This window comes from Phytohabitans houttuyneae (assembly GCF_011764425.1).
Lineage (GTDB): Bacteria > Actinomycetota > Actinomycetes > Mycobacteriales > Micromonosporaceae > Phytohabitans > Phytohabitans houttuyneae.
Window position 1 is genome coordinate 405,431 of record NZ_BLPF01000002.1, and the last position, 14,432, is coordinate 419,862.

Annotated in this window: 9 protein-coding genes and 1 pseudogene; 6 read left to right on the plus strand and 4 right to left on the minus strand. The window is 73.5% G+C overall.

Features of this window, described 5'->3' with window-relative positions; translation table 11 throughout:
- Positions 1-71: 71 nt before the first annotated feature.
- Entirely contained in the window at positions 72-1,409 is a 1,338-nt protein-coding gene (purF, locus tag Phou_RS25380; RefSeq protein WP_173059724.1) for an amidophosphoribosyltransferase, read from the plus strand.
- Positions 1,410-1,463: 54 nt separating this feature from the next.
- Here the strand turns inward: purF and Phou_RS25385 are convergent, their stop codons facing one another.
- Positions 1,464-2,426 carry a ParB N-terminal domain-containing protein gene (locus Phou_RS25385; protein ID WP_173059727.1) on the minus strand — a complete coding sequence of 321 codons (963 nt, stop codon included), beginning with the start codon at positions 2,424-2,426 and terminating at the stop codon, positions 1,464-1,466.
- Between the two features lie 136 nt (positions 2,427-2,562).
- The gene (locus Phou_RS25390; protein ID WP_173059730.1) at positions 2,563-3,672 is read right to left on the minus strand and encodes a winged helix DNA-binding domain-containing protein; all 1,110 of its coding nucleotides are present in this window, start codon (positions 3,670-3,672) and stop codon (positions 2,563-2,565) included.
- Between the two features lie 180 nt (positions 3,673-3,852).
- Here Phou_RS25390 and Phou_RS25395 point away from each other — a divergent pair, with 180 nt between their 5' ends.
- The 5 genes and pseudogenes from Phou_RS25395 (at position 3,853) to Phou_RS54535 (ending at position 10,304) form a co-directional block, all read left to right on the plus strand.
- Positions 3,853-5,064 carry a cytochrome P450 gene (locus Phou_RS25395; RefSeq protein ID WP_173059733.1) on the plus strand — a complete coding sequence of 404 codons (1,212 nt, stop codon included), beginning with the start codon at positions 3,853-3,855 and terminating at the stop codon, positions 5,062-5,064.
- A 44-nt stretch (positions 5,065-5,108) separates the two neighbouring features.
- Positions 5,109-6,449 (plus strand): MFS transporter, encoded by a 1,341-nt coding sequence (locus tag Phou_RS25400; RefSeq protein ID WP_173059736.1) that lies wholly within the window; start codon positions 5,109-5,111, stop codon positions 6,447-6,449.
- Positions 6,450-6,463: 14 nt separating this feature from the next.
- Positions 6,464-7,894 (plus strand): condensation domain-containing protein, encoded by a 1,431-nt coding sequence (locus tag Phou_RS25405; protein WP_173059739.1) that lies wholly within the window; start codon positions 6,464-6,466, stop codon positions 7,892-7,894.
- A pseudogene (locus Phou_RS54530) lies at positions 7,891-8,109 on the plus strand (AMP-binding protein); the annotation flags it as partial. The gene Phou_RS25405 and the pseudogene Phou_RS54530, both read left to right, overlap by 4 nt.
- Positions 8,110-8,258: 149 nt before the next feature.
- Positions 8,259-10,304: an AMP-binding protein gene (locus Phou_RS54535; protein WP_173059742.1), complete on the plus strand. Its 2,046-nt coding sequence runs from the start codon at positions 8,259-8,261 to the stop codon at positions 10,302-10,304.
- A 132-nt stretch (positions 10,305-10,436) separates the two neighbouring features.
- Here Phou_RS54535 and Phou_RS25415 read toward each other — a convergent pair whose 3' ends face one another.
- Positions 10,437-10,763, minus strand: coding sequence for a hypothetical protein (locus tag Phou_RS25415; RefSeq protein ID WP_173059745.1), 327 nt, complete (start codon positions 10,761-10,763; stop codon positions 10,437-10,439).
- Entirely contained in the window at positions 10,694-14,362 is a 3,669-nt protein-coding gene (locus Phou_RS25420) for an FtsK/SpoIIIE domain-containing protein (protein ID WP_173059748.1), read from the minus strand. The genes Phou_RS25415 and Phou_RS25420 overlap by 70 nt, the downstream gene beginning before the upstream one ends.
- Between the last annotated feature and the right edge of the window lie 70 nt (positions 14,363-14,432).

The following is a 14,432-nucleotide window of genomic DNA, read 5'->3' on the forward strand; positions in this document are numbered from 1 at the left end:
ATAGTCCACTGCCGATATAGTCGGCAACGGATCAACCATCGCACACCCGGGAGTCCACTCTGGACACGTCGATGTTCGAGTCGGTGGGCGAGTCCTGCGGGGTGATCGCGCTGCGCGGTGTCGCCGGTGCGGCGGGTGCCCTGGCATGTCACGGGCTCGTCGCCCTCCAGCACCGCGGGCAGGAGTCGGCCGGCGTCGTGGTCGCAGGCGCGGGCGGGCTGTCCCGCCAGTGCGGTCACGGCCTTGTGCAGCAGGTCTTCGAGGGCCTGACGCCCGCGCTGCCGGAGTGTGGGGCCGCGCTGGGACACGTGCGGTACGCGACGGCCGGCGGGTCGGGCGCGGGCAACGTCCAGCCGCTGCTGGGCCAGACCCGGCGCGGCGACGAGTTCGCCCTGGCGCACAACGGGCACCTGCTGCGGGTCGCCGGGCACGACGGCTGGGCACCCGGCACCGGCGCTGCCGACACCGCGACGCTGGCGGCCGCGGTCGGCGCGGAGCCCGGTGGTGTCCGGGACGCGCTGCTCGCGGTGCTGCCGAAGGTCGAGGGCGCGTACAGCATCGCGGTCCTCGACGGTGAGACGGTCCACGCCGCCCGCGATCCGTACGGCTTCCGCCCGCTGTGCCTCGGCCGGCTCGCCGGCGGCGGCTGGGTGGTGGCGTCGGAGAGTGCCGCGCTCGAGTGCCTCGGTGCGCGGTACCTGCGCGAGGTCGAGCCCGGCGAGCTGGTCACCCTCGACGGCCACGGGTTGCGCGGCGAGCGGTTCGCCGCGGCCAGCCCGGCCGGCTGCGTCTTCGAGTACGTGTACTTCGCGCGGGCCGACTCGATGCTCGGCGGCGTGCGGGTGCACCAGGCCCGGCACGCGATGGGGGTGGCGCTGGCCGGCGAGGCACCCGTCGAGGCCGACGTCGTGGTCGCGGTACCGGACAGCGGCCGGCCGGCGGCGCTCGGATACGCGAGCGCCAGCGGCCTCTACTACGCCGAGGCGCTCGCGCGCAACGCGTACGCCGGCCGGACCTTCCTGCAGCCATCCACAGTGGAGCGGCGCAGGGCGGTGCGGCTGAAGTTCGGCGTCCTGCCGGAGCTGGTGGCCGACCGGCGGGTCGTGATGGTGGACGACTCACTGGTCCGGGCGAACTCCGCCCGCGACCTGGTCTCCCTGGTCCGCGCGGCCGGCGCCCGCGAGGTGCACCTGCGCATCGCCTCCCCGCCGGTGCGGTGGCCCTGCTTCTTCGGCGTGGACCTGCCGACGAGGGCCGAGCTGGCGGCGGGCCGGCGCGGCATCCGCGAGGTCGCCGAGCTTGTCCGGGCGGACAGCCTGGGCTACCTGTCGGTCGAGGCGATGGTGGCGGCGTGTGGCCCGGCGCCGAAATGTGTCGGCTGCTTCACCGGTACGTACCCGACGGGTTGAAGCCGGTTCACGTGCAACTGCGTGTTATTCGCACTTGCACTCAGAGTCAGATCGCTACGCGGCGTCCTTGCGCGCCCGGTCTTCCAGCAGCGTGCTGAGGGCCAGCCATTCCTGGGCATAAAGCCTGCTCAGGTGCGCTACAGCGGGGATGCAGTGTGCCGGGATCTCGTCGACGACCTCGCTGGCCACCGCGAGCACCGGCCCGCGGTAGAGCAGCCGCAGCAGGTCACGCCCCTTGGCCCGGTACTTGAGGGACGGGTCGCGGCGCAGGTTCTCCAAGATCCGCTCGGGATCCATCTCGGTCCGGGCCGGGCGTCCGCGGTGGGAGTACTCCGATGGCCGCGCGTTCGGCCGTGCCGGGTCGTCCGCGGCATGGACCGGCGCGGTGCTGTGGGCGCTGTTGGCCCGCAGGCCCATCTCGTCGCGGACCTTGCGGACGGTGCCGGTCGACACACCCGCCTCCTTCGCGACCTGGCGCAGTGGGGCCTGCGGCGTCCGCTCCAGGATCTGGCGGGCGAGCAGGCGGCCCGCGCTGCCGTTGACCGGCCGGGCCCGGCCGTCCAGCCCGATCCGGCGGCCGGTGGCGCCCAGCCCGGACTCCTGCGTGGCACGCAGCGCCGCGACGGTCTTGCCGGACAGGCCGCATGCGCGGCCCAGCGCCCGGTCGGACCAGTCGGGGTAGAGCCGCATGACGCGCAGGGCGGCGGACTTGCGGTCGGCGAGGGACAGCGGCAGGCCGTGCGACACGTTCGCCGCCACGCCGTAGAGGAAGGCGGCGGTGTCGTCGACGTCCAGCAGGTGCGCGTGGATTTCGGCGCATCCCTTCGCGCGCGCCGCGTGCAGCCGGTGCATCCCGTCGATGACACGCATGGTGCTGCGCTGGACGAGAATCGGTGGCAGCTCACCGTCGTGGTCCATCAGCACGCGCACGTGGTCGGCGTCGATGCCGTAGGACCGTAGAGCCTCACCGGCGAGAAGCCGGTCGAGTGGGATCGTCGTAACCGGGAAATTGCGCACGTCAGTAGGCGAGTGGCCATCAATCATGGTGCTGGACCCCCCGTCAGTCAGAGCCCCCATTGCCACACCTGTTTCATAACACTTCGCCGGGGCATCCTCAATATCGCCAGTTTTCAATCGACCCCGTCCGGGCGCCTCAGCCGCGCGCGTCGCCGTCCAGCTCAACATCGATGTGTGTCGCTGCCGGTTCCATGAATCGGGCGACCCGCCGCGCCTCCTGCTCCAGCAGGGCGTCGCTGTGGTCACGACCGGGCCGCAGCGGCCGCAGCCGCAGCACGACGCCCTGGCCAGCTCGCTCGATCTGCCAGGTCCCCGCCACGACTCCGTCGAGCAGGTAGGTGGGCAGCACGTCGCCGTTGGCCGGGTTGATGACCCGGGTGCGCAGCGCGTCCGGGAGGATCCTGCGGCGGTCGGCGTGCGACAACAGGGCCGAGTCCCACTTGGGCAGCAGGCGGGGCGGTGCCGGCGTGCCGCCGTCACGGGGCCGGGGTGCGCCGGGCAGGTCCAGCAGGTCACGGCCGTCTTCGTCGGTCAGCCGCAGCAGGCGCGGCAGCGTCGCGAGACCGGCGTCGACCTGGGCCATCGAGAGCCTGGTGAACGCGCCGACGTCGGCTCGCGTCGCCGGACCGTACCCGGCCAGGTACCGGCGGATCAGCGGGCCGGCCACCTCGGAGACCGGCGGCAGCGGGTGCGGCCACATCACGAGCCCGGGCGCGCCGTGCTCCCGCCAGCGGCCGGACGGGGCGATGTGCACCGTCGGCAGCACCAGCTTGGCGAATTGCAGGAGCGCGCGGGCCGGCAGCAGGCCGCCGGTCAGTGACTCGCCGTGAGCACGGATCTCGTCGGCCGTTCGGGGTGCCGCCAGGTAGTCGGCCAGGCCGCGGGCGAGTGTGGCGGTGTCGACGTCGGGATGGCCCCAGTTGCGCTCCCACTGCTTGGCCGAGTCCACCCGGACCACCGTCGCGATCGCCGGAAACTCGGACGCCGCGGCGAGGTGGAGGGTGCCGCGCATCAATGAAGACTTGACGACAGAGCCACGGTCGAGACACGCTTCTAGGTCCGCGATCGCAAACCCTTCAAGCCTGGCGGCGAGCGCGAGGTAGGGCGAGGGCGAATACTGCGCCTGCGCCGCGACGAGCTTTCGCAACGCCTGGACGGGCCCGAGGGGCAGCCGCCGCAGCAGCAGTTGACGGTCCAGGTACGCCCGGGTGAGTTCCCGCGCGGAGATGACACGTGCGTGCGGCACGGCGTTGCTCCCTTTCAGGTCGGCGGTGCTGCCTGACAGTCCATTGTGGCCGGAGTCCGCCGGTGCGTCCTCGTGCTCACGATTGCACGTATTGGCAGCGGATTCCGGCGGTACTAAGGTGAGCGCGGTATCTAGCTGACCCCGATGACGAGCTCCGATGGCCGAGCAGGGAGTCGCAGCATGGACCTCAAAGACCTCGACCTCATGGACCCCCAGCTTTTCAGCTCCGGCCGTGCGCCCGCCACGTTCGAGGACCTGCGGCAAAACGCCCCGGTGCACTGGCAGAAGCCGCGAGACGGCTTTCCCGGATTCTGGGTGGTCTCCCGCTACCACGACGTCGTCGGGGTGCTCCGCGACCCCGAGACCTTCAGCTCCGAGTACGGCAACATCCTGCCCACCTGGGAGAAGAAGGATCCGACCGCCGGCATCATGACGTTCACCAGCGACCCGCCGCAGCACGTCCGGCTGCGCACGCTGCTGATGCCGTCGCTCAAGCTGCGCTCGGTGAAAAACCGGCGCCCGGCCGTCGCCGAGATTGTCTCGCGCGTGCTGGCCGACGTGCCCATCGACGAGCCGTTCGACTTCATGGAGCTCGTCGCCAACCGCCTCCCGATCGCGCTGACCTGTGGCCTGCTGGGCGTGCCGGCCGATGACTTCGCCATGGTCGTGGAGCTCTCCCACCGCGCACACGCCACCAAGGAAAACGACCAGGTGGGCGGCCCGGCAACGGAGGAGATGTTCACCTCGTCGCACCTGGAGCTGCTGGCGTATTTCGCGGAGCTCGTGGCCAGCCGCCGCAAGGACCCGCAAGACGACATCATCAGTTCGTTCGCGCACACCCGGGTCGGTGACGACCAGCTCAGCGACGAGGAGATCGCCGTCAACTGCTTCGCGGCGATCCTCGGCGGCTACCAGGCGGACAAAAACGCCCAGGGCGGCGCGATGCTCGCGCTGATCCGCCATCCCGACCAGTTCGACCTGCTGGCGTCGCGTCCATCGATCATGCCGTCGGCGGTCGAGGAGATCTGGCGCTGGACCACGCCGACGCTCAACCTGACCCGGGTCGCGGTGGTGGACACCGAGATCGCGGGCGTGCCGATCGCGAAGCAGGATCGGGTGAGCGTCAGCCTGTTCTCGGCCAACCGGGACCCGGTGGCCTTCGACGAGCCGTACGAGTTCCGCCTCACCAGGTACCCCAACCGCCACCTCGCGTTCGGCAGCGGAAACCACTTCTGCGCCGGTGCCAATGTGGCGCGGATGGAGATGAGCCTGCTGCTGGACTCCTTGCTCAAGGCCGGCGTGCGGCCGGTCCTGACCGCGGAGCCGACGCCCGTCTTCTCGCACTTCCAGCAGGGGCTCAAGCGGTTGCCGGTGAAGTACGTGCGGCGGTAGCGACTCTTCCCTCAGCAGGCCCGAGCGGCGGTAAGGATCCGACGATGAGTCATGAGACGGTGCAGCGCGCTCCCGAACGACCTGACGATCCCGTGGCGGAGGCGCCGCAACGACTGAGCGCACACCACTCCTTCATGCTGCTCTGGGCCGGTCAGTCGCTGTCCATGCTCGGCAGCAGCGTGTCGACCGTCGTCATACCGCTCGTCGCGGTGGTCTCGCTGAACGCCAGCGGGTTCCAGGTCGGACTGCTCGGCTTCCTCCAGACGGTGCCGTTCCTCGTGCTGTCGCTGTTCATCGGCGTCCTGGTCGACCGGGTGCGGCGGCGGCCGCTGCTCATCGCCGCGGACTTCGGCCGGGCGGTCGCCATCGGCGCGATCCCGCTGCTCGCGCTCGGCGGCTGGCTCAGCATGGGCGCGCTGTACGTGTGCGTCCTCGTGGTCGGCGTGCTCACGGTCGTGTTCGAGCTGACCTACTTCGCGTACACCCCGCGGCTGCTGCCGCAGTCGCTGCTGCTGGCCGGAAACAGCCGGCTCGAGCTGTCCAACCACGTGACCGGTTTCGTCGGGCCGGGCCTCGCCGGAGCGGCCATCGCCGTCGTCCGCATCCCCTATGTGCTGGTCCTGGACGCCGTCTCGTACCTGGTCTCCGCGGTGTGCCTGCTGATGATCAAAGACGCCGAGCCGGCGCCGAAGCCGTCGAACAGGGCGACGCCCCGCCAGGTGCTGACCGAGATCGGCCAGGGCCTGCGCGCGCTGTTCGGCAACCGGTACCTGCGTCCGGTGATGCTGAACGCGACCGCGTACAACCTCGCCGCGCAGATGATCCTGACACTTTTCGTCCTGTACGCGACCCGGCACCTGGACATCGCGCCGGGCTGGATCGGCCTCATCTTCGCCGCCGGCGCGCTCGGCGGGGTGGCCGGCGGCGCGATCATCAACCGGGCCGTCAAGCGGTACCGCTTCGGCCCGACGTTCGTGGCCAGCATGGCGATCGTTCGCGTGGCGCTGCCCCTTGTGGCGCTGGTCGGCGGCGGACCGATGCCGCTGCTGGTCGGCGGGTTCGCCGCGATCTGGTTCGTCACGCTCTTCGGCCTGGTGGCATCCAACGCCTGTGTCATGACGTTGCGCCAGGTCGCGGTCCCGGACGAGCTGCGAGGCCGGATGAACGCCGGCTTCCGCACCTTCTCGTTCGGGGCCATCCCGGTCGGCGCGCTGCTGGCCGGCGTGCTGGCCAGCGTGATCGGCGTCCGCGAGACGATCGCCGTCGCCGCCGTCCTGGTGCCCCTGTCCCTGCTGTTCGTGGTCTTCTCGCCGGTGCCGGGCATGAAGGAGGCCACGGACGCGGCTCCCCGGGACCGGCTGGAGACAGCCCCACAGGCGTCGTGAGCGTTGGAGGTCGGATGACGGCCGTCGAGGCACCCCTGTCCTTCTCCCAGGAAGGCCTCTGGCTGACGGAACAGATGTTTCCCAGCCTGCCGCAGTTCGTGTTGATGCGCGCGTTCCGGCTCCGCGGAGGCGTCGACGGGGCCGCGTTAAGCGACGCCGTCCACGCCCTGGGCGCCCGGCACGAGACACTGCGGACCAGCTTCGTGGTCGAGGATGGCCAGCCCCGGCAGCGGGTCCGTGCGGACGTGGCACCGCGGCTGGTACGCCGCGACCTGCGTGCCGAAGGCGACCCGCTGCAGGTCGCGCGCCAGATCACCGAGGACAGCGCGGCGCGCCCCTTCGACCTCGTCGCCGGCCCGCCGATGCGGGCGCTGCTGCTCCAGCTGGCCGACGACGACCACGTACTCGTGCTGGCCGCGCATCATCTCGTCATCGACCTGTGGTCGTGGCCGGCGCTGCTGGAAGACCTGTCCGAGCTCTACGCCGCCCAACGGCAGGGCCGATCGCCGAAGCTGGCCGACATCCCGATGGGCACGACGGACTACGCCCGATGGCAGCGGTCCCGCGCGGACGACCCGGAGGTGCGCGACCAGCTCGCGCATTGGCGGCGCGAGCTCGACGGCGTCCCCTCCGCGCTGTCGCTGCCGGTCGACAAGCAGCGCCAGCCCGGCCCGTCGCGCGGCGGTGGCGTGATTCACCGTCCACTGGGGCCGGACACGCAGGCCGCGCTCGGCGCGCTCTGCAAGGCGGAGGGTGTCTCCGTGGCGATGGTCGCGCTGGCGGCACTCGGCGCCCTGCTCGCGCGGTACACCCGGGAGCCGGTGCTGACCGTCGGGCTTCCGGTGGCCGGTGACCGGCACCGCCCCGAGGTGGAACGCCTGGTCGGCATGTTCGTCAACGTGCTGCCCGCCAAGGTGGACCTGCGGCACGGCCCGACGTTCCGGGCGCTGGTGCGGCAGGCCAAGATGACCGTCTTCGACGTCCTGATCAACCAGGACGTGCCCTACGAGCTGCTGCTGCGGACCCTGCTGCCGGACAGCGCGCCGGGCGTCATGCACTACGAGCAGGTCGCGCTCAACGTGCGGCATCCGGAGCCCGACGCGTTGGCGCTCGACGGCGTCGAGGTGACCGAGTTTCCCGGCGGCCGCTGGTACCCGCCGGGTGACCTGACCCTCACCGTCGACGTCGCCGACGAGCGTACCGACATGGTGTGGATCTACGACGAGACGCTGTTCGACCCCTCGACGATCGCCGAGATGGCCGAGCAGTTCGACGCGTTGGTGAGCGACGGGCTGGCGCGGCCCGACACGCCCGTCGCCGACCTGCGCGTGGCCGCACCGCACCGGCGGGCGACGGCACCCCCGCATCCCGAGCGCGCCCCGGCGGCACCATCGCCGGCCGGTTCGCGGAGTGGGTGCGCCGCACCCCGGACGCTCTGGCGGTGACCCACGGGGAAAGCCGCTGGACCTACGCCGACCTCGACCGGCGGGCGGAGGCGATCGCGGCCGCGCTGCGCGGACTGGGCGTGCGGCGGGAGACCACCGTCGGGGTGTGCCTCGACCGCTCGCCCGACCTGATCGCCGCGTTCCTGGCCGTGCTCAAGGCCGGGGGAGCGTACGTGCCGGTCGATCCGGAGCATCCGGCACCGCGGCGGCACGACATGCTGGCGCAGGCCGGAGCCCCGGTGGTCATCGCTGAGGCGGAGTGGGCGCCCTCCGTACCCCGGTTGGATCCGCGATCGGTCGTCGACGGGCTCGACGGGCCGGTCCCGCTGCCGCCCCAGGGCCGCCGGACGCGCTGGCGTACGTCATGTTCACGTCCGGCTCGACCGGGCGGCCGAAGGGCGTGGCGATCACCCACCGGGGCGTGCTCGGGCTCGTCGTGGACACCAACTACGTCACGGTGTCCACCACCGACCGCGTCGCGATGACCAGCGGCGTCAGCTCCGACCTCATCACCTTCGAGATCTGGGGACCCCTGCTCAACGGCGCGAGCGTGCACATCGTCGATCGGGACGTGCTGCTGTCCCCTCGCGAGTTCGCCCGGCACCTCAGCGTCCACGGCGTCACGGTCATGTCGGTGGCGGCCGCCGTCGTCAACCACGGCGCGTACCTCGAACCCCTCGCCGAGGTGCCCACCTTGCGCACCCTCCACTTTGGAGGAGAAGCCGGGAGCCCTGCCTCGGCACGCGCGCTCCTGGAGGCCGGCCTGCGCGCGTCCCTCCTGCACACCTATGGGCCCACCGAGACCACGATGCTGGCCACCTTCGCGCGGCTCACCGAGGTGCGCCCCGACCGGATCCGGCTTCCGATCGGGTACCCCGTGTCGGCCACCGAGGTCTACGTGATGGACGAGTGGCTGCGTCCACTCCCGCCCGGCATGCCCGGTGAGATCTGCGTCGCCGGCGACCGCCTCGCCCGCGGGTACCTGGGGCGGCCGGCGCTGACCGCGGAACGCTTTTGCCCGAACCCGGTTCCAGGTCGCGCCGGGCAGCTGATGTACCGGACCGGCGACCTCGGGCGGCTGCTGGCGGACGGGCAGCTCGAAGTGCTGGGACGGTCCGACCGGCAGGTCAAGATCCGCGGCTTCCGGGTCGAACCCGCCGAGGTGGAGCAGGCACTGGTCGACGCGCCGCAGGTCGCCCAGGCCACGGTGGTCGCCCGGGCCGACGAGGGGCCGTTGCGCCTGATCGGGTACGTGACGGCGATGCCGGGCGAGCGCGTGTCCGTCCACAAGCTGCGCGAGGAGCTGAGCCGCCGCCTGCCCGGCTACCTGGTGCCTTCCGCGCTCGTCGTGCTGCCCGAGCTGCCCCTGACCGCCTCCGGAAAGGTCGACCAGCGCGCGCTGCCGCCGCCGCCGGACGAGTCCTCGCTGGCGGGCGCGAGGCTTCATCACCCGCTCGACCCGCGCGAGCGCACGGTCGCGAGCGCCATGGCGGAGCTGCTCGGGCTGCCCGCCGTCGGCCGCGACGACAACTTCTTCGCCCTCGGCGGCCATTCGCTGCTCGCCGTCCAGCTCGTCGACGTGCTGCACCGCCGTGGCCTCGACGTACCGATGGTGCGGCTGCTGGCACACCCGACCGTGGCCGGGCTGGCGCGCGTGGACGGTCCGATCGCGACGGAGCAGCCCGTGCTCGTGCTCGTGCACGGCGGCGGGGGAGGCGTGGGCGCGTACGTGTCGTTGCTCGCCGAGGTCCGCGACCGCTACCGGTGCGTGCTGGTCGAGGCGCGCGAGGCGCGCGGCCTGTCCGTCACCGCGCTCGCCGCCGGCTACGTCGAGCAGGTGCGCGCGGAGCTGTCCGGACCGGTGGCCGCCTTCGCCGGCTGGTCCGTCGGCGGGCTCGTCGCGCTGGAGATGGCGCGCCAGTGGCAGCGGGAAAGCGGGACGCGCGCTCCCGTGCTGATGGTCGACACCTGGCCGGGTGCGCCGCCCGAGGCCGGGCGGGGCAACGCGCTGGCCTCATTCGTCTACGACCTGGCCACCAGCGCGGGAGTGCGGCCGCCGGCCCTCCCGGACGGCGAGGCGGATCCGGGCCGGGCGCTGGCGGCCGTGCTGGACGAGCTCCGACCCCTTCCCGGCTTCGGGCGGCTCGACGTGGACCAGCTGGTGGAGCGCTTCGCGCTGTTCCGCGCGCTGTCGGAGGCGGTCACGGCCCATCGCCCGCACCCCTACGACGGCCCGGTCACCCTGGTCGAGGCCGCCGGCTCGCCGTCCAAGGAGACCCTGTGGGCGCCGCTGTGCCCGGCGCTGCGCGCCACCACCCTGCCCGGCGACCACTACACGGTGCTCCGCGAGTCGGCCCCCGCACTCGCCGACATCGGCGCGGCGCTGCTCGCCCGGCCCGACGTCCCCTGAGCGGATCCGTCGTGGCTGCCATCCGCTCCATCGCCGCGGCGGGCCTCGCCACCGCGCTCGTGGCACGGCGCACACGGCGACGGGGAAGCAGACCGGCGGCGGCACGACAAGGGCGATCGACCGCATGGTCGCTCAGCCCATCGGCACCTGGACGGCCAGCAGGGCGCCGCGGCGCACCAGCAGGGCCCGGCCGGGTGGCCAGCCGCCGGCGGTTGAGCGGGACAGCTTGATGTCGAACACCTCACCGTCCACATACGACTGCGGGTTGAGCAGCAGGCCGCACCGCGCGCGCCGCATCGCCGCGAGCCAACCCCGGTAGCGCTGCAGCATCAGGTCTTCGGTGGTGCCCGCCGCGATGACGAGTCCACCGCTGTCGCGGGCCGTGCGGGTCAGGCGCTCCAGGGTGTCGGCGGCCAGCCCGTCGCCGAGCAGTTCGGCGTCGTCGACCACGACTGCCACCGGCCCACCGGCCGCCTGCTCCAGGGCGTCGTCCAGTTCCATGGAGGGCTCGCTGCCGCGCAGCACGGCGAGCACCCCGGCCCGACCGGCCAGGTCCGCCAGCGGCGACGGGCGGGGCAGCAGACGATGGTCGGCAGCCCGCGGGCGAGCGATCCGACGACCGCGGCCAGCGCGGTGCTGCGGCCGGAGCGGGCGGGGCCGGAGACGAGGAAGAGCGAGCCGGCCTCGGCCAGGTCGACATGCACCGGTGCGAGGTGGTCGCCGCCGGCGCCGACCGTACAGGTGGTCGGCGACCCGGGCGGCGTCCCGCTGCCCAGCGCGGCAAGCTCCGCCACGGTGATGGCCAGCGGGAGCGGGTCCACCCGGTGCGGCAGCCGCCCGCGGTCGAGCCCGTCCCACCGGGCGCGAAGCGAGGCGGCCAGCGCCTCGACCGCACCGGACTGCGCCGCGCCGTCCGGGTCGGGGGCGAGCAGCGCCAGCTGCACCTCGGCGCCGGACGGCACGACGACAGCGCGACCGGCGGGCATCGCGCGCGGCGCCTCGCGCGGGTCGGCGCCGAAGACGGCCAGGTCGTCCGGCTCGGCCTGGCGCAGCAGCAGCCGGGTGGCGACGGCGCTGGCCAGGCGGTGGTTGAAGCCGGACCGGTCGGTGGTGAGCACCGTGAGGACGCCGGCGGCGGGGCCGCGGCGGAGCAAGCCGTCGAGGGTCTCGACGAGCCGGCCGCCGTCGGTCTCGGTGTGCTGGGACAGGAACGTCTCGTACCTGTCCAGCAGCAGCACCAGGTAGGGCAGCCGGTCCGGTGGCGCGGCGGCGGCGCGCTGCTCGCGCACGGAGGAGTACCCGCCGGCGGAGAGGACGCCGGCGCGCCGGCCGATCTCGGCGGTGAGCAGGTCGAGCAGGCGCTCCGCGCGATCCTGCTCGTCGCCGTCGACGCAGGCGCCGCAGTGCGGCAGCGCCGCCAGCGAGGCCAGCGCGCGGTTGCCGTAGTCGAGGGCGTACAGGTGCACGTCGGCCGGGCTGGAACGGGCGGCGAGCGCGGCCGCGAGCGTGCGCAGCGCGGTGGAGCGCCCGGTGCGCGACATGCCCGCGACCGCCACCGCCCCGGCCTCCTCCACGTCGAGCACGAACGGGCGCTGCGCCTGCTCGTGCGGGTGATCGGCGAGCCCGATCGGCGCGGCGACGGTCGCGTCGCCGCCTCCGTCACCCAGGGAGGCGAGCGTGACCCGGGACGGCAGCGGTGGCAGCCAAGGGCTGGGCGGGGCGGCCACCTTGATCCGCTCGGCCGCGCCACGGACGGCGGCGACCAGGGCGGTCAGGTCGGTGGGACCGGCGTACCCCAGGTCGGGGCCCGAGGTGACCTGTCGAGCCGGCCGGCCAAGGTCGGTGACCAGGCGCGGGGTGACCCGGATCGTGTCCACTCTGGACGTGTCGGGCTGCCGCGGCCAGCCGACCCGCGCACACTGCACGAGCGCGAGGTCGCTGTGTCCGGTACGCAGATAGGCGCGGCCGGGGTGCAGCCGGGAGATGCGCGCGGCGTCGGGCACGTCGACCACGTCGGCGCTCTCCTCACCGCGGGTGACCCGCAGGCAGAGCCGCAGGTTGACGTTCGCCCGGATCTCCGCGTTGACCACGCCGCCCGGGCGCTGCGTGGCGAGCACCACGTGCACGCCGAGGCTGCGGCCGCGCATGCCGATGCCGACCACGCCGGTCACGAACTCGGGCACCTCCTCGACAAGCGTGGCGAACTCGTCGACCACGATCACCAGCCGCGGCAGGCGGCCGCCGGTACGGGCCCAGTAGTCCTCGATGTCCTTGGCGCCGGCGCCGGCCAGGATGGTTTCGCGGCGGCGCAGCTCGGCGGAGAGCGAGGCGAGGGCGCGGCCGGCGAGGTGGCCGTCGAGGTCGGTCACCATGCCCACGCAGTGCGGCAGGTCGGCGCACTCGGCGAACGCGCTGCCGCCCTTGTAGTCCACCAGCACGAGGTTGAGCGCGTCCGGCGTGTTGCCGAGCGCGAGGCCGGCGACCAGCGTCTGGAGCAGCTCGGACTTTCCGGCGCCGCTGGTACCCGCGATGAGCGCGTGCGGCCCGTCCCGCCGCAGGTCCACAGTGACCGGTCCGGACGCACCCGCGCCCAGGAGCACGTCGGTGCGGCGCCCGCCCGGCCGCGCGGCCCAGCGCGCCGCGACTGCCTCCGGCGTGGGGTCCGGCCCGAGGCCGGCAAGGTCGAGGTAGCGCACGCGGTCGGGCAGGTCGCCGCCTTCGCCGAGGGGTGCGCCGAGGACGCGCACCGGCGCGAGCGCCCGCGCCACGCCCGCGGCCAGGTCCGCCGGGAGCCCGTCCGCGAGTACGTCCTCGATCGCGCCGCCCGGCCGGCGGACCCGGACCAGGGCGCCGGACGGGTCGGTGGCCACGACGGTGGCCCGGCACTCGTCCGGCAGGTTGGCCTCGGCGGTGTCCAGGCAGAGCGCGTACACGCCGAGGGCGGGGCCGGCGCGGAGCAGGTCGGCCAGGCCGGGCAGGCCGCGCAGCCGCCGGGCACCGTCGAGGACGACGAGCAGGCGCCGCCCCAGTGGCCGTTCACGCAGGTCCGCGTGCTGGTCGCCGGCGCGTTCGTCGAGGATCCGGCGCAGCTCGGCGATGCGCGCCTCGGCCTGCTCGCGGTCGGTCGCCACCATGCGCCGGCAGGCGAGGTCGGCGCGGTGCGGCAGCGTGTGCGGCAGCCAGGTGGCCCACTCCCAGTCGGGCGCCTCGTCAACACCGGTGAAGATGACGACGCCGAGGTCGTGCGGTGCGTGCAGGGCGGCCGCCTGGCCGATCAGGGCGCGAGCGGCGGCCAGGTGCGCCGGTCGCGGGCCGGCGACCCCGATCACGCCTTCGCCGGCGAGGTCCACGGCCACCGGTACGGCGTACACCGTCGGCGGCTTCTCCTGCGCGGCGCCCGGGCCGCTGAGGCGCACGTCCGCCGGCCGGTCCGCCAGCCCCACCCGCAGCCGGCCGAAGTCGCCGTCCGCCGGCCTGCGCTCGAAGAGGCGGCCGGTCGGGCCGGTCGCGATCCGTACCACCGCCGCGGGGTCGGGCAGCGCCTCCCGCGTGGTGATCTCCTCGGCGACCGCCAGCTGCGCGAGCTGCTGGCGGACGGCGGCCAGCTCCGCCTGGTACGCCGCCAGCTTCTCCCGGTACTCGCCGCGGCCGCTGCGCCGCTCGGTGATCACATGCGCGATCGCCATCAGCGGCGAGAAGGCGAGGAAGACAAGGTAGAACAGGGAGTTCGGGAGCAGGACGTAGATAACGCCGGCCAGCAGCAGCGGCAGCAGCACGGTGGCCAGCGGAAACCGGAACCCGCGGGGGCGCTCCGGCTCGGCGGGCACGGTCAGCTCGGGCCGGCGGTGGGGCGGCACGATCCGCGGTGGGCGGTTGAACCGGTACCCACCCTGGGCCGGACCGGGCTCCAGCCGTGCGTCCGCCGGTGCCCGCTGCCGTACCGCCACCGCCGACCCGCCGAGCCGCACCACCTCACCGCCGCCCAGCGCCGTGTCCCCGTGCACCCGGTAGCCGCGCAGCTCGGTCCCGTTGCGCGAGCCCGGGTCGACAAGGGTCACCGTGCCGTCGCCCCGGTGCGGATCTCGGCGTGCGCGCGGCTCACCTCCGGATCGTCGAGTACGAGGCTGC

Coding starts and splice junctions, on each gene's coding strand:
- purF (WP_173059724.1), top strand. CDS start 72: ATGTTCGAGTCGGTGGGCGAGTCCTGCGGGGTGATCGCGCTGCGCGGT.
- Phou_RS25395 (WP_173059733.1), top strand. CDS start 3,853: ATGGACCTCAAAGACCTCGACCTCATGGACCCCCAGCTTTTCAGCTCC.
- Phou_RS25400 (WP_173059736.1), top strand. CDS start 5,109: ATGAGTCATGAGACGGTGCAGCGCGCTCCCGAACGACCTGACGATCCC.
- Phou_RS25405 (WP_173059739.1), top strand. CDS start 6,464: ATGACGGCCGTCGAGGCACCCCTGTCCTTCTCCCAGGAAGGCCTCTGG.
- Phou_RS54535 (WP_173059742.1), top strand. CDS start 8,259: ATGTTCACGTCCGGCTCGACCGGGCGGCCGAAGGGCGTGGCGATCACC.